At 46.6% G+C, this 18,848-nt stretch carries 17 protein-coding genes and 2 pseudogenes; 10 read left to right on the top strand and 9 right to left on the bottom strand.

Annotated elements, in window-relative coordinates; genetic code table 11:
• Positions 1-510 (top strand): annotated as a pseudogene (locus tag CZ225_RS01325) (RHS repeat-associated core domain-containing protein); the annotation flags it as partial.
• Positions 511-755: 245 nt separating this feature from the next.
• Here CZ225_RS01325 and CZ225_RS01320 read toward each other — a convergent pair.
• A complete protein-coding gene (locus tag CZ225_RS01320) occupies positions 756-1,040 on the bottom strand; it encodes a hypothetical protein (protein WP_007558537.1) in 285 nt (94 codons plus the stop codon).
• Positions 1,041-1,250: 210 nt separating this feature from the next.
• Here CZ225_RS01320 and CZ225_RS01315 point away from each other — a divergent pair, with 210 nt between their 5' ends.
• From CZ225_RS01315 to CZ225_RS01285, 7 genes are all read left to right on the top strand, one after another.
• Positions 1,251-1,766 (top strand): RNA polymerase sigma-70 factor, encoded by a 516-nt coding sequence (locus CZ225_RS01315; protein ID WP_077152718.1) that lies wholly within the window; start codon positions 1,251-1,253, stop codon positions 1,764-1,766.
• Positions 1,767-1,837: 71 nt separating this feature from the next.
• Positions 1,838-2,641 (top strand): FecR family protein, encoded by an 804-nt coding sequence (locus CZ225_RS01310; protein WP_007558542.1) that lies wholly within the window; start codon positions 1,838-1,840, stop codon positions 2,639-2,641.
• On the top strand, positions 2,638-5,199 hold the full coding sequence (locus tag CZ225_RS01305) for a TonB-dependent receptor domain-containing protein (protein ID WP_007558544.1): 2,562 nt from the start codon (positions 2,638-2,640) through the stop codon (positions 5,197-5,199). The genes CZ225_RS01310 and CZ225_RS01305 overlap by 4 nt, the downstream gene beginning before the upstream one ends.
• Before the next feature lie 4 nt (positions 5,200-5,203).
• On the top strand, positions 5,204-6,184 hold the full coding sequence (locus tag CZ225_RS01300) for a DUF4249 domain-containing protein (protein ID WP_007569488.1): 981 nt from the start codon (positions 5,204-5,206) through the stop codon (positions 6,182-6,184).
• Positions 6,185-6,199: 15 nt separating this feature from the next.
• The gene (locus CZ225_RS01295; RefSeq protein WP_007558550.1) at positions 6,200-6,826 is read left to right on the top strand and encodes a hypothetical protein; all 627 of its coding nucleotides are present in this window, start codon (positions 6,200-6,202) and stop codon (positions 6,824-6,826) included.
• 26 nt (positions 6,827-6,852) lie between these two features.
• Positions 6,853-7,695, top strand: a complete 843-nt coding sequence (locus CZ225_RS01290; RefSeq protein WP_007558552.1) for a DUF4848 domain-containing protein — start codon at positions 6,853-6,855, stop codon at positions 7,693-7,695.
• Between the two features lie 89 nt (positions 7,696-7,784).
• Positions 7,785-8,552 (top strand): hypothetical protein, encoded by a 768-nt coding sequence (locus CZ225_RS01285; protein WP_007558554.1) that lies wholly within the window; start codon positions 7,785-7,787, stop codon positions 8,550-8,552.
• A 53-nt stretch (positions 8,553-8,605) separates the two neighbouring features.
• Here CZ225_RS01285 and CZ225_RS01280 read toward each other — a convergent pair whose 3' ends face one another.
• The 8 genes from CZ225_RS01280 to CZ225_RS01240 form a co-directional block, all read right to left on the bottom strand.
• Entirely contained in the window at positions 8,606-10,072 is a 1,467-nt protein-coding gene (locus CZ225_RS01280; protein ID WP_171028056.1) for a coiled-coil domain-containing protein, read from the bottom strand.
• A 277-nt stretch (positions 10,073-10,349) separates the two neighbouring features.
• Positions 10,350-11,462, bottom strand: coding sequence for a DUF6371 domain-containing protein (locus CZ225_RS01275; RefSeq protein WP_040312054.1), 1,113 nt, complete (start codon positions 11,460-11,462; stop codon positions 10,350-10,352).
• A complete protein-coding gene (locus tag CZ225_RS01270) occupies positions 11,459-11,647 on the bottom strand; it encodes a hypothetical protein (protein WP_007558559.1) in 189 nt (62 codons plus the stop codon). Before CZ225_RS01270 ends, CZ225_RS01275 begins: the two co-directional genes overlap by 4 nt.
• Positions 11,644-12,792: an AAA family ATPase gene (locus CZ225_RS01265; RefSeq protein ID WP_007558561.1), complete on the bottom strand. Its 1,149-nt coding sequence runs from the start codon at positions 12,790-12,792 to the stop codon at positions 11,644-11,646. The genes CZ225_RS01270 and CZ225_RS01265 overlap by 4 nt, the downstream gene beginning before the upstream one ends.
• 5 nt (positions 12,793-12,797) lie before the next feature.
• Complete coding sequence (locus tag CZ225_RS01260; RefSeq protein ID WP_040312055.1) at positions 12,798-13,172, bottom strand: helix-turn-helix domain-containing protein; 375 nt, start codon at positions 13,170-13,172, stop codon at positions 12,798-12,800.
• A gap of 209 nt (positions 13,173-13,381) precedes the next feature.
• Positions 13,382-14,212 carry a hypothetical protein gene (locus tag CZ225_RS01255; RefSeq protein WP_007557693.1) on the bottom strand — a complete coding sequence of 277 codons (831 nt, stop codon included), beginning with the start codon at positions 14,210-14,212 and terminating at the stop codon, positions 13,382-13,384.
• A gap of 228 nt (positions 14,213-14,440) precedes the next feature.
• Positions 14,441-15,559, bottom strand: a complete 1,119-nt coding sequence (locus CZ225_RS01245; RefSeq protein ID WP_007557695.1) for a tyrosine-type recombinase/integrase — start codon at positions 15,557-15,559, stop codon at positions 14,441-14,443.
• 131 nt (positions 15,560-15,690) lie between these two features.
• Positions 15,691-16,632, bottom strand: a complete 942-nt coding sequence (locus tag CZ225_RS01240; RefSeq protein WP_007557696.1) for a helix-turn-helix domain-containing protein — start codon at positions 16,630-16,632, stop codon at positions 15,691-15,693.
• Between the two features lie 364 nt (positions 16,633-16,996).
• On the opposite strand from CZ225_RS01240, the pseudogene CZ225_RS24935 reads away from it, so the two are divergent.
• Positions 16,997-17,575 (top strand): annotated as a pseudogene (locus CZ225_RS24935) (RHS repeat-associated core domain-containing protein); the annotation flags it as partial.
• Between the two features lie 665 nt (positions 17,576-18,240).
• A complete protein-coding gene (locus CZ225_RS01230; RefSeq protein ID WP_077152715.1) occupies positions 18,241-18,651 on the top strand; it encodes a hypothetical protein in 411 nt (136 codons plus the stop codon).
• Positions 18,652-18,848: the final 197 nt, after the last annotated feature.

Raw genomic sequence — 18,848 nt, 5'->3', positions numbered from 1 at the left:
GAGTATGCGTATAACGTCCGTTCGTGGACGAAGAGTATTACGGGAACGTTGTTCAGCCAGACGCTCAATTATCAGGAGGCGATAACGGGGAATACTCCCTGCTATAATGGAAACATCAGCAGCATGTCGTGGAAGGCGGGATCGGAAACCAGCCCAAGAGGGTACCGTTTCACGTATGACGGTCTTTCCAGGTTGAAGGATGCCCTCTACGGGGAAGGCGCTACGCTTGCCGCTAATACGGACCGGTTCAATGAGCAGGTTACGGGGTATGACAAGATGGGGAATATTCTGGGTTTGAAGCGTTACGGGCAGACGGCTGCAAACAGCTACGGGCTGATCGATCATCTGGCTTTGACGTATAACGGTAACCGGTTGCAGGCGGTCAAGGATGCGGCAACAAACTCGGTCTATGGGAATGGTACGGAATTTAAAGACAATTCCAATCAAACGGTGGAGTATACTAGTAGAGTATTTACAACTAATTATTCCTCAATATTTTATAAGCAATAAGTCAGGAATATGGTCGTTGTCTTTAATTGTACATTCTAAAGGATGAAGATTTAACATTTTTATTATTTCTTAGCTTATTTGACTTATTATCACCTGTTCGTACAGTCAGAGTACTTCTTCCGAAAGTTGTTCGGGCTCCTCGTCCGTCACCTTATGTTGGTTGACGCCGGGAAAGTAGTGACGCGCGTAAATCATCTGTTGCCGGATGTTGCTGGTCGTCACGTACCGCCCAACATTCTATTAATTTATGAGCGTGCTCTAGCGGGTGATAATAAGTCGGTGAGTTGTCCCATCAAGCCGAAGAGGAACCGGAAATTATTATTTACCAGTTCGTGGTCACCTTCGATGAAGCAGTCCTTGATAAGCGTTCTCATAGCCGATACCTCGTCTTTCTTGGATACGGGCATGAACTTGGAGAACTGCGAAAAAGTTGGTTCTGCCATGAGGGCTACATACATCTCCTTTTTACCGCAAAAGGTTTTCCGAACTCCACCATCAAATAAACCTTGCGCAACTTCTTTTTCTTCCATAAACGTATTTTTTATTTTCCGATAGATATAGGACGGAAAAAAAGAAAGAATGTGGAAAAACGGAAAGGAAAGTGCGGAAACCCCGTGATGTTTTCCACCATGTGTATATGGGAAAGGGGTACGTTATATTTCTTTAACAATATGAAATAGTGAATTTTGCCTTATTTTGTGTCCTTTTATGTAGACACACAGAATAATAAGCCTATTTGTATGAATAAATTTACAATAGACATAGACGAAACATTTAAATACCATTATCGTTCGTTATGCTTGTACGTGCTGCACTATGTCCATGATACGGATATTGCAGAAGACATCGTACAAGATAGTTTTTCTGCCTTGTGGGAGAAATTAAGTATCAGTGGAGCCGAGATAGAAAATGTCAAAGCCTACCTTTATACGACTGCCCGCAACCGCAGCCTGGACTATCTGAAGAAGGAGGAGATTTGTGATCCGAATCTTTCCCCTTCTGATTTTGAAGATACGTTGAGCGATGAGGAAGCGGAGGAACGTTCGGTCAGGGAAGCGCGGATGTGGACTGCCATTGATGCCTTGCCCGAACGCTGCCGGGAGATATTCCTGCTGAACAAACGCGACGGCATGAAATACAGGGAGATAGCCGCCAAGTTCCAGATTTCCGTAAATACGGTGGATAACCACATCAGCAAGGCGCTCCGACTGATACGGGAAGGGACACAGAAAGTTTACGCATTCTTATTTAACTAATATTCACAAATTCCGCATAGTGAATTTGTCTGTAATCCCAGTCATTAATACGAAAACCAAAATAAAAGAGTATGAGAACCACGGATGAAAAATGCCTTCATTTTGTCTTGCGCCACTATCAGAAGAACAAGTTGGATACGCAAAAAGCATTGAAGGCTTTCAAAGAGAAATACCAGATAACGGAACAGGAACGGAAATCCTTCCGCTTGTGGTGGATACTTCCCGGTATGGCGGCAGCCATTCTGGTCGCAGTCCTTATTTATCCCCGCTTCCGGGAAAACGGAGCATGGAAGGAGGTAACGGCTTACTCGCACCCCGTGGATTATATGCTTCCGGACAGTTCCTCCATAACCCTGTTCCCGCATTCTTCCGTCCGTTTCCACGCAAAAGATTACCGGAAATCCAGCCGCAAAGTTCACATGGAAGGAAAAGTCGCGTTTTCTGTCAAGCATGACAATGCCCACCCGTTTACGGTAGAAGGGAAACTGTCCCAAGTCAGGGTATTGGGTACTGTCTTTACCGTCGATGAGAGCCGTGCAGACACAGCTATCGTGCAAGTCACATCGGGAAAGGTGCAGTTCTCAGCAATCGGGCAACCGGACGTTGTGATACTGACCGGAGGCATGGCAGCGCAAGTGACGGAAGAACAACCGGACGTACAGGTAATCAAAGAACGGAAAGCGGGCAGCTTTATTTTCGACAACGCCCCACTTCCAAAGGTACTTGAGGAATTGTCCCGATATTATAAAGTCAAACTATCCGCAAGCAATGAGAATAAACGCCTGACGGCCAGCTTCAAGAACAAAAGCCTTGATGAAATAATCAGGTTTATAGAGAAAGTGTTGAATGTAAAGATAGAAAAAGTAAAACAATGAAGTTAACAATCATTGCGATTATATTGTGTGTCTCTCTGGGTGCTAAAGCCCAACAGGATTCAACCGAAATGAAAAAAGCCATAGATGCCATGCAAAAAATGTATTCTGTTCATTTCGTATACGATTCTTCCTTGGCAAATATAAAGCCCAAAGGTATCTTCCAGCGGAGCAGTTCCTTGCCTGAGAACCTAAAAAGGATTTTCAGCGGAACCGGCATCCGATGGGAGATTCAGGGAGAATATGTCCTGCTGTTCCGCCAGAACAACTATACTTTTTCCGGCCACATATGCGAGGATAAGGGAGAAACGCTGATCAACGTGACCATTTTCGATTTGAATACCCAAACGGGAACACTGAGTAACGAACAGGGATTTTTCAGCATTACGCTGCCGGAGGGGAAACACAAACTTCGTTTCTCTTATATAGGTTATCAGGATGTGGTGAAGGAGGTGGATTTGACATCCAATTACAACGGTGTCATCTACCTGAAAGAAAGCAATACTTCGCTGAAAGAAGTAGTAGTGGTTGCAGACTTGAACGCTTCCCTCCGCACGACACAGACCGGCAAAGTGTCGCTGACCTCGGAACAGTTGAATACGGAGTTTTCGCTGCTTAGTTCACCGGACTTGGTAAAGACCCTCCAGAATATTCCCGGTGTGGCTTCCGGAACGGAGCTGCTTTCCGGCATGTATGTACACGGAGGCAAGAACGATGAGAACCTTTTTCTGCTGGACGGAACACCGCTTTACCAGATCAACCATTTGGGCGGGCTGTTCTCCGCTTTCAATACGGATATTATCAAAAACGTGGATTTCTATAAAAGCGGTTTCCCGGCACGTTACGGCGGCAGACTTTCTTCCGTAGTGGATGTACGCACCAAAGAGGGGAACATGAAGGAGTTTCACGGGACTTTCTCCTTGGGGCTGCTCGATGGCAGAGTCCAGTTTGAAGGCCCGATCATAAAAGACAAGACCTCGTTCAACATAGCCATGCGAAGAAGTTGGGCAGATCTTTTCACAGCTCCGGCATTCTTCCTGCTCAACCGTTCCAATCCCGATGACAAAAAGAACGTGCGCTATGCCTTTCACGACATCAACGGGAAAATCACCCACCGTTTTTCGGACAATAATAAACTGTCCCTTAGCGTGTATTCCGGAAATGACCTGCTGAAGACAAAAGCCCGGCAGACGTTCGAAGACGGGGAACATTACGACTCCGATTTCAAGGCTCAATGGGGCAACCTGACTACGGCTTTGACGTGGAACTGTCAAATCGTCCCGAAGTTGTCCGGCAGTTTCACCGGTGTCTATTCACGCAATATCTCCATGTATGATTATGTGGAAGGCAGCCGTTTCTTTTCCGACGGGGAACAAACTTCCATGACGGGAATGGAACGGTCCAACCGTTCCACAATCGACGACATGGGATACCGCATGGAGTTCGACTACCGTCCCGGCACGAATCATCATATACGCTTTGGCAGCAATTATCTGCATCACATATATCATCCGCAAAGCACGGCTTCCAGAAACCAGACGGACAGGGATACCTTATCGACAGAAAACGCAAGCAGCTATAAGGGTAACGAGGTCGCTTTTTATGTGGAAGATGAAATGCGGCTGTCCTCCAGGACGAAATTAAACGCGGGACTGCATTACACCCTTTATCAGACAGACGGAAAGATGTACCATTCCTTGGAGCCAAGACTGGCCATGAGTTACCAATGCTCGGAAAAAGCCACGATGAAAGTGTCCTATACGGAAATGAGCCAATTTGCGCACCAACTGTCAAACACCTATCTGAACCTGCCGACAGACAGTTGGGTTCCTTCCACACGCAAAGTTCGTCCCATGCGTTCAAGGCAAGTGGCAGCCGGGATATATACGGAGTTGCCTTGGCATATCAGTTTGAACGTGGAAGGATATTACCGTACCACAAGCCAACTGCTGGAATACGACGGGGGCAACAGCCTGATGCTTCCTGCCGAGAACTGGGACAATCTGGTCAAGACCGGCAAGGGAAAGTCTTACGGCGTAGAATTGTCATTGGCATACAAAGACCGTTACAATGTCATCGAAGCAGGATATACGCTTTCATGGAGCTTGCAAAAGTTTACTGATTTTTATCCCGGCTGGTATTCCAGCAAGTTCGACAACCGGCATAAACTGAACATCGCCTACCGGCATAAGTTCAATGACCGTATAGATGCCTACGCCGCATGGGTTTACCGTAGCGGCGACCGTGCCACCGTCCCGAACCAGTATGTAAACGGGCCCTCTTTTCCGGGCATACCGGATTCAGGCGAACCGGAACTGGTTTACGAGAAACCGAACAACATCACGCTCCCGGCATATCATCGGCTCGATTTGGGTGTCAATTTCCGGCGTACTACCAAAAGGGGATTCGAGCGTATCTGGAACGTCAGCATTTATAACGCCTATTGCCGTATGAATGCGTTTTATACCCGGATAGAGCGTCTGCCCGACGGCGGTTTCAGGGGTAAGGGATTTGGCATTTTCCCGATTATACCCTCGTTTAGTTATACCCTCAAATTTTAAGTGCATGAAACATTTATATCATATATTACTGCCCGTGTATATCGGCTTACTTTCGTCCTGTACCTATCATTTTGAACTGGACGATGTGGGCGCTTCTCCCAAACTGGTGCTATACAGCTATCCGGGAAGCGGCGACACAACGGTAGTCCACCTTTCACGCAGCCTTCCCGTCAGTCAGAAAGGCGAGCTCGTCCGGGGACTGAAGGGAGCGGACGTCCACCTGTCCGTAAACGGTGAAGCGGTACCCCTTGCATGGACGGACGATTCCATACCGGGAGTCCCCGCCCAAAGCTATTACGCGGTAAAGGCGTATGAAGATGGCGACAAGGTCAACATAACCGCAGCGGCAGAAAGAATGAAAGCGGTTTCATCCGCTACGGTTGTCCCGTCCCGATTCCCTTTGACATCAATCAAATTGGCTCTCAAAGACGGTGAACCGAACCTGCTTCAGTTTCGGATAGGCTTTACAGACAATGCGCAGACAAAAGACTATTATGCGTTGAAGGTGGAGCGTAAACAACTGTTCTGGAACGATGGCAAGTATTCGGAAGAAAGCAGTACCCTCGCGTTGAACTTGGACGACGAACCTCTGCTGAATACATCTTCCGGGTTAGACGATATCCTGATGATTGAAAACGGGTTCTACCGGAATTTGTATTACTGGGACGATACGAAAATTAAAGGGAAAAGCTACACGGTTCGTCTGAATACCAATTACGAGGCAGACTATGAAGACGACTTCATAACCCCTGACGGAACCGAACATATCAAACGCCAAGTGAAATACAGAATCAGCCTGTACAGCCTTTCGGAAGAGTTTTACAGGTATCTGAAATCACTGAACGACCAGAAAAACAACGGGCTTGGAAACTCTGAACTGGCTCCCATACGCTCTACTTACACCAATGTCATAAACGGGATAGGTGTCGTGGGAGGATGCAGGATGTTCCAGACGAAATGGATAGACAATTTACAGGAAAACTAAATAATAATAAAAAAAATGAAAAAGACAATTTTATCAATGCTTTTCTTGCTGGCAGGAATAGGATGCTTTGCACAAAAATCCGGCATTATCATCGGTGTGACGGACGGACATTTGGGAAAATATTCGGGATATGCTTACATGAGTACGGGAACGGCGAACAACTCTTCCTACCCCGAAACCCGATGGACACCCGGAGTAGGCTTTAATTTGGGCTACCAGTTTGGCTTCGATCTTTCCAACCGTTTCTGGATTGATGCTTCCATATTGGGAAAAGCCGTTCAGGGAAAAGCAGAGTCCTTCGATTTGAATGGAAACAACGTTGTTCCCTGGTCTGACAAGGCATGGATATGGGGACTTGCTTTGAACGGCTCAATCAATTACCGCATCTGTTCCGGACTGTATGCCGGTATTGGCATTGAACCCACCGGTTATTTCAAAACCGATAAATTGAAGGAAAACTTGGAAGGGCGGGTTTTCGACTTTCCGATAGTCCTCACCTTAGGCTATGAGTTTAAGAACGGCATGAAATTGTCCGCTTCCTACAAGCATGGTTTCAAGCCATTGTATGACAATGCTTTTGCCTCCAATACAAAGAATAACAAAGAGTTCGGCATATCATTATATGTGCCCATGTTTAAATAATAACCAATTATTAAATTTTTTCAATTATGAGAAAAACGCTTTTTAGTCTTGCTTTGGCAATGGCTGTCTTATCATCATGTAGTTCTGATGACATAGTGAACAATCCGATGAATGAGGAGAACCATTCTTTCCCGGCCTCCAGAAGTTTGCATGAAAATATTCTTTCCTTTTCCAGTGAGGAGGAATACAATGCCTTGCTCGATTCCTTGGGCACGTTGTCCGATGAGGAACTTCTGCAATGGGAATCCGGACAGAAAGGCTTCACCTCCATGTACAGGATGCACAGCGAAGCCTTGGGACAGATATTAAACGCCACATGCAAGGAAGAATATGAATCCATTAAGACTGCTTACCAGACTGATTTTATATTCAACGACAAGGACAGCACCGATTTGTCGATATATATGCCGGTGTTGAATGTAAGCAAGGCAATCACATTGACCCCCGAAGGGTTCGTATGTATCGCCGGTGAGAGAAAGAACATGAAGGAGTTTGAAAATTATGACGGATATAAAAAAGAACTTTCTTTACTTTATCCTGTCCCGCTGGGTGTAACGATCGAAAATGGTATAAACAGGGTTTACGTGAAAACGAAGAAAAGAAAGTTCACCGCACAGATTGGTATGCGAGGAAACCAACAGGCTATCCGTGTAAATGCGTCTAAAAAAGTTTTATGGGGCTGGGTGGAATATACGACTGCGTACTATTGGAAATACACGCCTAACGGCCCTGTACAATTTGGTAAAGAAGTGAAAAGCGGTCATGACATTATGATCGTGGGCAATCCTTTCCCAAATGGAGCGAAATTGTATATGTGGACTCGCGGTACCGGTGAAGAAAACTGCGGAATAATGACTGTGCAATTGTAATCCTTATTGAACCGGATTATTCACCAATCATTCGGGACGAATCTCTGATATAGCCAAATGTTCGTCCCGAATATTAAAATTATCATTTTATGAGCAGGAAAGTATTTACTTGTTTTATAGTGATTTTCTTTTTTCTAAATAAAGCCGCTTCTTACGGTCAGGAATTTCAAGTGTCGCGTGACACCGTCAAGGTTTCCGTTCAGGAAGGAAATACTTCGCCTCATAACGAAAGAAGCATTACCCCAAAGCCTTTGGATATACGGAAAGCGGTTGATCTTTCTTCCGGCAGTTGCCCGTCCCAGATAACATTTGACGTGCAGAACCCATATAATCCGACATTCCCTACCGACAAATCGCCTTTGCATGAGGGGGAATATTCGACCTCCGGTATCATTAAAAGCTATCCTTCCGGCTATTTTTACGGCATAGGCAGGCAGGAAAACTTCATCGGCTTGGGAACAATGAACTATGCAGGTATCGGATATGTATATTCTCCCGGTTGCTGGTCATTTAACTTGCAGGCATATACCGTAAAATGGAGTGTCCCCAGACGCGAGAGTCAGCTATTGGGATTGTCCGGGCTGTTGACATATCCCGTCAACGAGAAAATTCGTCTAAACACATTTGCCTCATACTCCTTCATTCTTTCTTCTCCTTTCAGTTCCTCGAATTACGGGGGATTCGTTTCCTATGACATCATTCCCAACTGGGGGATGGATTTCGGCGTCAGAAGCCATACCGATTTTCCGTTGCATAAAACGAAAACGCTTCCGATAGTAGCTCCGTATTTTCAGTATAAAGGCAACAAATTGGGTATTGATATCGGTGGCGGATTATTTAATTTGCTATTCAAATAACCTGCACTGATTTCTATCGTTACTCCTGAAGCGAGGATTATAAGATAAAGGTATTATCTTTTCATCGAAAAACCTCTTTTCTGCTGCTGGTCATAATTCCCTTCCACCACATTGTCAACTTCCCGTCTGGCTTTGATTTGCTCCCGGTTGTCAAATTCACCCTTTTGCCTGGCAGTGAAGTACAGGAAATCCCCTGCCGCCTGATGTGATTGTCTGTCATCCCCGAACAGGTTAAGGGCGTTCTTGATGTCATATACCTGTTCCGTGTCAAAACGGGACTTGTAATAATCACGGGCAAAACGGATGATACTGTGTACCGCCTTGCGGAAGATGTCGCTTGTTTTTAGCAGCAGGAAACTGAGGCAGCCGATAATATGGCTTTGCCATGCAATCCGGTTCTTGAGTCTCGTAGTTTCCTGTACATGTTCCGTTTCCTTGCGGTTCAGTTCGGACCGGTGTTTGGCCTCCAGTTGCATCAGCTCACGGCTGTGGTCGTTCTGTATGGTCTGGATTTTATCCTGCAACCGTTCGATGGTTTCCTCGTGCGTGGAAATCTCACAGCGCAAATCCTCTATTTCATTTTTCAGGGCTTTCGATTTCCCGGTAGCCCAGCCGACAGCGGCGTTCAGAAGTTCACTTCCTTTTTCCTTGTTCAGTCTGGAGCGTTTCTCGCTGATAGCCCTGTCAAGGTCTTCACTCTGCCGTTCCTTTTCATTTGCCTTTTCGATAAGGGCGTTGGTAATGCTTTCCGTTTCATGCATCTTTTTGTTCGCCATTTCCAGCTCATGTTCCCGGTATTGCCTCGTGGCATCAAGCCGCTTCATTTCCTCCTTCTGCTTCCCAATGATAAAGTCGTTACGTTCCTGATGTTCCTTGCCTGTAACAGCCTTTGACTGCCCACGCTCCATCAGGAGTATGTCGGATGCCAGATTCTGCATTTCTGTCATATCCTTGTCATTGAGCTTGCAGCTCTTGCCTGTGTCATGGTTCATCCAGTCAAAAACGATATGGGCATGGTAATTCGGCTTGAACCATCTTTCGCCGACTTTGAAACTCTCCCTGTCTTCCGCTTCCGGCTGACCGTTCAGCCAGTGTCCCTCGTCCTTGTGCAGGAAGATCTGGAGAGGAGTGATGCCCCAGCGTCTCTGGCACTCCTCGCCAAACTTGCACACATCTGCCAGTGTCGTGTCCGGTCTGATGAGCAACACGCCCTCACGGATTGGCGAGCATCCAGCCACCTTGGTGATTTTCCCGTTCTTGCCTTTTCGTTCACGTTCCTTCTCCTGCATCGCACGTCCTGTCTTTTCCTTGACCATCCGCTTGATGTAGTCATAGTGCGCCTGCAGGTCGGGATTGCCGAAGCCCGGGTTTATCCACTGCTCGTTACCGGCAGTCAATTCGGGTACGATGTAGATTTGAGACTTGCCGATATTGCGCATATATTCGGCAGTTCTCCGGTTATGAGCCCCACTTGATGTGACTCTGCAGGGCTTGATATGTATGCTTGATTTTGTTGCCATTTTTATGTTGATTTGGTTATTAACTAAAGTTGTTTGCCGCTGTTCGCTCATAACCGCTATGGGGTTCTTAGAGGCTGTGCCCATAAGGGAGATTGCAAAGAGAGGGTCACTCTTTGCTCGGGGTTCTCAGGGGTGAAACGCCCTGAGTGGGACGGGGCAACGCCCAGCCCCTCGGGAGAGCCCACAACTACGAAAGCGGAGCGTGTAGTTATAGTGGGCTATATCAAGGGCAAGCCCTTGTCTGTCCGCTACAGCCTACGGCTTCCGCTCTCCTCCATTAAGGAGGGTTTTCATCGCCACTGCCGATTGGGGATGTACTGACCAGTACAAGGTCGAAATCATCTATCAGCTTTTGCAGGACGGGGTTCTTCTCTATCATCCGCCGGAGGACTTTTTCCGCCTCTACAAGATGATTGGCTGTACACATTATTTTACTTTCTCGTATCTGGAAGACAATCCAGTCGGCTATGTCGATATGGGCTGCCTTCTGTTCCGGTGTGGCGTTCTTCTCTATGATGTCAGACACGACAACCTTGCAATAGGTCATGTCCCTGGCATGCTGTTTCCACTCCGAATATCCGTCCGCATCGGGAAAGAGAAGCACGGTTCGTCCGCTCAGCACACGGAGCTTTTCCTCTCTCAACTGGCTTTTGCCGCCTGTCGCCAGCCATACATAACCGGGAAAGAGGGCAGAGCCGATAACGGCACTCTTTTCGGATTCCACCAAGACCGCTACCTTGTCGGGATAGACATTCAGCAGGTGTTCCCCGAACAGGCATTGGGAAAGTTGCCAATCCTCCGGCAGTACCCGTTGCCTTTTCAGTATGCTGTGTATCCAGTCCACTGCCGACACCTCTCCTCCCTTGATACGGTGTCCGTCCTCTGGATTGTACTGCATCACCTTGCCCGTGCGTACCCTGTTTGTGCGGTCTATCTGCCAGAAGATGACAGCCCCGTCACGGGTTGCTCCAAGACGGTACTCTTCCAGCAACCGCTTCAACACTTCCTTTGCCTTGCTGCCGTAATAGGAATCAAGGAGCGAGGAAATGAAGCGGAAGAAGTTGCTGTGCACGCTTTGCGACCTCTCCACATACTTTGGCGGTATGTAGCCTATGCTTGCTTTTGGTGATGTCTGTCCGGGCTTCCGTTCTGACCTTTGCCTGTCAAAAGAGAACCCCTTGTCGGTATGGCATTCGGGGTGGTCGTGGAAATACTCCTTGGGAGTATAATGATACCCGCAACTGCTCTCATGATTGCACCTGCCGACAGACGGATGCAGGAGCATACCGCTTTCATCCACATAACATGTGAAAGAACGCTTGTCCCCGCAATTCGGGCAAGTATGCCGTGTTGCCGTTCCTTTATATTTCTGTAACGAATAGTTGCTCATGGCTTGTCTTTGTTTTTGAGTTTTTCGATTGTTGTCCCGCTGTCCCATTGTCCCGTCCCTATAAGACTTGGGACAGTGGGACACCCCGGGACACCTTGGGACATCAGGCTTCTGCCTGTATCATCCCTTGTACCGTAAATGAAGCGGTTATCCTTTATACAGCTATGTGCAGACTGCTTTTTCATGCCTTATTCTCCTCTTTCCCATATCCTGTAAACAACTCTGCCTGCTTTGTTTCTCTTACTGTCCCGCTTGTCCCATGCTGTCCCACCTGTCCCATTGTCCCACTTCCTGTCTGTTGGGACAGCGGGACACTTGGGACGGCTGCATTCCTGTCCTCCTTGCTGCGCTGGATTATCCGGCTGACGGTGGACTTGCCGCAGTTCACCTGTGAGGCTATCTCCCTGACGGACTTGCCGGACTGGGACAATTGCAGGATTTGGCAATCCCTCTGGCTGGATTCGTTGTCACCCAGTTTCTTCAGGTGTTCCTTTTCCGTTGAATAACCCCTGAACACGAATTGCAGGAAAGCGTCCACCTTCTCAATCTCGTAGATGATTACATTGTCCGCATCGTGGGAGAATGTCCCGTACCGGACTTTGAGCTGCTTCACATAGCGAAGCCCTCCGTCCTGCGCACTCTTCCCGATGGCGAACACGCTGTCAAAGAAATTGTAGAGCCGTTTGCTTCCGGCAAGGTCGTTGGAAGTGATGGGACAGTCCAAAGAGCGTTTGGGTGTATGTGCCAGAACAAGGACGGACAATCCGTATCTCTTTTTGAGGTTGTTGAGCTGTATCATCAGCCGTCCTGCCGCATCGCCTTTCTCCATGGCGCAGCACAGGTAGGTAAGATTGTCAACGATGAAGATTTTGCACCCGGTTTGCAGAGCCATCTGTTCTATGCCTCCCATGATGGCTTCCTCGAAATCGGCTTCCAGCAACGAATTGCAGTCAAGCGATACCCGGTACAGCCTTTCAGGAAAGATGTATGGCGTTCCATGCTCGCTGGTATAGCGTAGCTGGAACTGTTTTTCGGAGAGTTCAAAGTCCAGATACAGCACATCGTCAGTCCGGGCGATACGGTCGGCTATCTGCACGGCAAGGATGGACTTGCCCACATTGGAATCCGCAAAGAGGCAGGACAGTTCCCCCTCATACCAGAAACTGTCCCAGAGCGCACGGGGCGTGGGCAGCAGCGATGCTTCGAGTATCGTCCGGTTGGCGGTCTTGATACTCATCACGCCGATGCTGTCCGGCATCCCGTGCTGTACTTGGGTCGCCCTCGTCAGGTCGCCATGTATCAGACTGATATAATTCTTGTCCTCTTCCATGACGTTTACCAATTACGCGGAGCGGGCTTGCGGCGGTGGGAAGAATATAAGGATTCGCTCAGTTCCTCATCGGACAGGGGTACGGGATTCTTCCGGGAGGATTCCAGCCATTTGTCCAGTTCGTCCCTGTAAAGGCAATATCGTTTGCCGGGCTTGGTGGCGGGAATGCTTCCCTCCGACAGCTTCATGTAGAGCGTGCCTTTGGGAATGCCCAGATATTCCGCCGCCTCTTCCACTGACATGGGGACATGGGTGTCCACCGCCCTTGCGTTGTTCACACTGCGCTGCTCAGTAAGCAGGCTTCTAAGGCTCATCACCTCGTCCCGAAGCTGAGCCACAATCTCCGGGAGGTCGTTGAATGTAATCACTGTTTTTTCCATTTGCGTACTCGCCTCTTTTGTAAGGCTTGGCGCAAAGGACTGGAATGATACAGCCGTGAATATCTCCACGAAAGGTCATTGCAAAATAATTCCCGAATAACGATGCCCAACCGCAAATGACGGGTAAAGTTATTCGGGAATTATTGTATAACAGAGGATTATGAGTTTTGGCTGTTTGTCGTTATTATCGTGATTACTCTAAAACAGGCTTAAATCCGCTTCTCCTGCACATAATCCGCAGGATAATGGAAATCCAGTCTGCCGTTTTCAGGCTCGTCAATGGGAATCAGTGTCTTTAACGGCTCTACCTTGAAGTTCTTGATGGTAGCTATGTCCGTATCGGCAAACTCCCGTGGGAAAAGGGTGCTGATGAAGCGGGCACGGTTATCCCCCGTGTAGTATTTCTTGTACATGAAACGCTCGGAGATATTCCACACGAAATGGCGGAGCGGAATGTTTGAAATATCTTTGGTCAGCCGCCCTTTTATCGGCTTGGGCTTGTAACTGTGGAGCCGCATCCAGTTGTTGACCTCGGCACAGATGTGGTTCACGGTCTCCTTGTCAGCAATACGGGGCATGATGAAATGGATGTATTCCATGACCATAGCGATGCGCTCCTCATTTTCCCGCTGCTCCCTGTCCTCGTAATCGGCACGGTTCTTCTCGTGAAGCTCCGGGGATATGGCAATCTCTGTCGGTTTTATATCCGGGGTCGCTTCTCCACCTGTTGGCATTGATGCCGATATTACAGGCTTGTGTGCATCTTGGGACTGGTCTTCCTGAATTTCTGTGATTTCGGCAGGTGTCTTTTTCCTGCCGAACTTGATTCTGTAGATTTCGTATGTATCGAAAATGACTGTCTGGAAGGAGAAGTAGAGCAGCCACCCCAACAGGTTGCTGCACACAAAGACTATCAGCCTTACAAAGGTGTCTTGGTTGAATTTCTCAGCGACAATCAGTGTCGCTATGGAAGATATTAGGAGGATGGCAAAGCCGACAAATCCTAAAATGATATGTTTGTCTTTTACGGACGGTTCCATATTCTTTGTCTTATTCGGTTGTTACTTGTTACTGTTTTCGCAAATTTAATAGTCTTCTTTCAATTATTACTCATTATCCTTTGTCAGTGGTTTCTTTTTCAATGTTTTTCACCAAATGTCCGGAATCATACTCAATTATCATACTTTAAGTACCAACCAAAATAAAAGGAACGGTTAAAGCTCCAAACAATAACCGCTCCCTCTGAATATCATGGATTTTGAACCGCCTTACGCTTCCTTGCGTTTCAGGGTTATCTTGTCCACGACCTCGCACATCTGCTGTGCCGCCATCTTGGAATAAATCTGCGTGGTGGTAATGTTCTTGTGTCCCAGATAGGCTTGGATGACAGCCATGTCCGTACCCATTTCCACGTGCAGGCTTCCGAATGAATGCCGGGTGCAGTGAAAGGTTATCTTCTTGGTTATGCCTGCCGCCAAGAGCCAGCGTTTGAGTGGTCCTTGCAGCATCTTGTCCTTGAAACCGTCAAAGATAAGTCCCTCGTGCCGTTCCCCAAGCAGTCCGTAGGCTTCATCGCTGATGGGGTTGTGTACAATCTGTTTGGTCTTCTGCATACGGGTGGTCACGAACATCTTGCCGTTGGTGTACGGCTGTATCTGCTGCCAAGTGAGCTGCCTGATGTCGCTCTTTCTTAGTCCGGTCAGACAACCGAAAAGGAACGCCCTTTTCAATACCTCTTCCTCACAAGGCGTTTCGGCAAGCCGTATCAGTTCCTCTTGGCTCAGATGTTCCCTCATGGTGGGAATGCACTCGATGCGGTCTAAGAATCCGTTTGGGTTCTCCTTTATCTTCCTGTCCCGGTAGGCGGTGTGAAGTACCGCACGGAAAGCCGACCAGTAGCCCGCCGCAGAATTGATATGCAGCTTTTGGCTGGTGTGTATGGATTGTGGGGCGTTAAGCAGATATTCCATGAACTTGCGGCACAAATCCACGTCCACCTCCTCAAAGGTGCATTTGCCGTTCACGAACCGCTCGAAATGTTTATAGACGTGCTGCCACTTGATATTCTTCCTGTCTGCCAACCCCTTGAAGTAGGCGAGGAAATCGCCTTTCATCTTGGCTTTGTCAAAGAAGCCGTTGTTCTCGTTGAAGATGGCTTCATAACGCCTATTACGCAGTATCTCCGCTTTTTTCATCATGCGTGCGTTGAAATCACGCTCCTGCTGGTTGGCAGGTTTGGCGAAGATGTAAATCCCAAGAGCTTCACGTGTAATCACCTTCATGGTGGTGTTGTCACGGTAGCCGGGATAATAGTCCAGACACAGCGAATACTGTGTTCCGTTCTTAATCTTGCGCTTGCGCAAGGTAACTGTCTTGCATTTGCTCATATTGATGATGTTTTAAGTTGTACATTTTCGGGGGTGTTCCCGTGTTTACGGTGGCAAAGGAACAACGTGAAACAACCGTGAATACCTCCACGACAATCATTTTGAAATAATTTTCCGGCAATGTCGGTTGCTCACGGTTGTTTCTCCCTTTCAGCCATGACACGCTCCACATCGGAGCGTAAAAGCAGGTTTTTCACGCCTACTTTTATCTTTTCGATGTGCTTCACCTTGACGATATGGCTGATGTTGGCGGAGGAAAGCCCGTAAATCTGCCGGACTTGCTCCACGGTGTAGTAGCGTTCATCGTTCACGAGGTCTGTCCTGCGGAGTTCGTCCAGATGGGATTTGGAGTAATAGGTGCGCCCGTATTCTCTTTTGGTCGGTATCTTGTGGCGGTAGGCGTATGCCCGGAGTGCGGAGGGTTTCATGCCGAACAGTTCTTCCGCTTCTTCAATCAGGAGCCAATCGGTGATATTGCTTGTATCTATAGCCATACCGAAGAACTCGTCAACGTGTTTCTTGCTGTAATAGTTTTTCCCTGCGATGCGGCAGATGGGAATGCGGTTGCGCTTGGCTGTGGTATAGAGCCACGACTGCCTGACCTTGAAGAGCGACATCACCTCCTCGCCAGAATAGAAGTCCAGCACTTCATAGGTTTCCTTTTCCCTTTTTTCTTTTTTGGCAAGCGGGGAAGATGAAGCGGACTTTCTCGGAGTGGAAGTACTGCCGGGCAGGACACGGTGGTAGGGATTGCCCTCCAGCATCCGCTCGATGTCTGTCTTGCGGATAAACGCCATGCGGTTGCTGATACGTGAGGCTTTCAGTTTGCCGAGGGCTACGAGTTTATAGATGTACTGTCGGGAACAGCCCATGAGTACTGCTGCTTTGGAAAAGGTGAGATACTCCTGATGCTGTATCTCCATCAAGGGGCGGACAGCTTTGAAGAGGTTGTTCTTCTGTTCCGTTCTAGCTCGTTTGGCTTCCGCCTGACAAGCCTCGCTGCAATATTTCTGTACCCCGCTCCGGGTTACAAATGACTTGCTGCAAAAATTGCATTTTCTGGTTGTTTTCATGCTGCTTTTATCGTTTACTGGTTCATTCCTTCAATCGTATATCTCTGAAATGGTGAACGGATGTAAACGGAGGTCAACCGTTGTCGCCTTTCTGCACAATGTTACTATTGCTGCATATCAGGGCGGTTGTTGTCGCTCATCGTAAACGGTTGTAAACCCTTGTCAACTGTCCGCACGATGTGGCAAAAAACAAGCTCCGCAAATTCTCCACGTCAGAAATACGTCTCAAAAATATGTGGAAATTTGGGAAGCATCAAAAAGCAGCCGAAAAGTGTTAATTTTTAGAATATTCTGATAGATAAAGACTTACGCTTGAATATTTCTGGTTATTTTTGGTTGTTTTGAGATTCTAAATACTAGTAGAAAAAATGGCAATCTGACTAAAGATTTAAACAAGAATATTAGTAAAATCGGATATAATCTTTTAAATTTGCCTGATGAGGTAACCTTTGCCGACGGTAACAGTATCCGGTATGAGTATGCTGCTGACGGGACGAAGCTTCGTACGGTACACAAGACGGGTGCTACTACCTTGACAACGGATTACTGCGGGAATGCGGTCTATGAGAACGGGGTGTTGAGGATGCTGCTCAATGAGGCGGGGTATGTGAGTTTCCCGGACAGGAAGTTCCATTTCTATTTGAAGGATCATCAGGGGAATACCCGTGTGGTGGCGGATAAGGATGGCAATGTGGAGGAAACTAACAATTACTATCCGTTTGGTGGGACTTTCACTTCTACAGCTAGTGTTCAGCCTTACAAGTATAATGGTAAGGAGTTGGATCAGAAGAATGGGCTGAACTGGTATGATTATGGGGCGAGACAGTATGATGCTGCGATAGGAAGGTGGCATGTGGTGGATCCGATGAGTGAGAAATATTTTGGTTTCAGTTCATATAATTACTGTGGTAATAATCCTATTAATAGGGTTGATCCTACAGGTATGGCTTGGTATAAAAACAAAAAAACTAAGTATTATACATGGTTTGATGATGAGGAGGATGAAGATGAAGAGCGTGAAGGATATACTTATATAGGTGGAAAAGGTTCTGTATTAGGTGAGTTTGAATCAATTATTGATAAACTATTAACTGACGGTTTTGACGTTGGAAGTTTATACAGTGATGGGTTCACATTTGATATAGTAGAAAATGATAAAGGAGCTTTATTAGGTTCAAAAGAAAGAGACTGGGATTTTCTCGATGAATTTGCTAATGGCGTAGGACCTGAATTTTCTATTTTTTTAAGTGACCATCCTTATACCATGGCTATGATGAATGATAAGTCGGTTTTAGAGGCACACCAAAGAATTGTTGATGGAATTACAGATATTCCAGGACAGATCACAGAATGGCCTGGCGACTGGACCTTATGGGATGCTTTAACTACAACTTCAGTCGCTAAACAATTTATCGGAAGTTATCGTTTTGATGCCTTTACTAGCAAGGATGGAAAGTCTTTGAACAATGTAATAAGTGATAGTAAAAGTATGTCTTCTTTTTTATACCATATGTGGTCAAGTAGTTGGAATCAACGAAGAAGTTCTCAGAAACCGATGAGTAATACTTACCAATTTTATATTTGGAAAACTTTAAAAATGATAGAATAATGAAAATGAAATTATGTCCTTTTATATTCTTATTAGCTTTATTATTAGTGTCCTGCGATTCATATTTCAAAAAACTGAAAGGAACAGACTATAGTGTAGGTTGGATAGATATGCCTCAAACGACAACAGTATATTATGATTTTCCGGATGGTACTGGTAGTAGGGTAGGTATTAATATCGGTGGTGGTGTAACCGATGTATATTGGAATAAAAACTATATTTTAGCAAAAAGGTGGCACCCATATGCCGATACATTGATAGGATATTATGTGATAAAAATATTCCCGCCAGCAAAAAAAGCTATACCATGCAAAACTACAGGTCCATTATCAGAAAAGGAGTACGAAAAAATCAAAAAAGAATTAGGACTCAATGAAAAGGATATGAGACATATTAATCTTATGGAATAAATCGGATTTGTGCCAAGAGAACGGTAATTTGCGTAATTATCATATCTTGTAACTTTATATCATCCTGGTAGTGATTGCTTTTATATAAGCAATTTCTATCGGGATGATTTTATTTGTCTTACTCTGATATAAGTTGATTTTTACAATTTAGTTTAAAAGTAATTTTGATTACATGGTTAAATGCAGTCAAGAGCACA

The sequence above is a fragment of the Bacteroides bouchesdurhonensis genome (assembly GCF_900155865.1).
GTDB classification, from domain to species: Bacteria; Bacteroidota; Bacteroidia; order Bacteroidales; family Bacteroidaceae; genus Bacteroides; species Bacteroides bouchesdurhonensis.
Note: the sequence above shows the minus strand (reverse complement) of the source record. Positions and strands in the feature narration are given on the sequence as shown.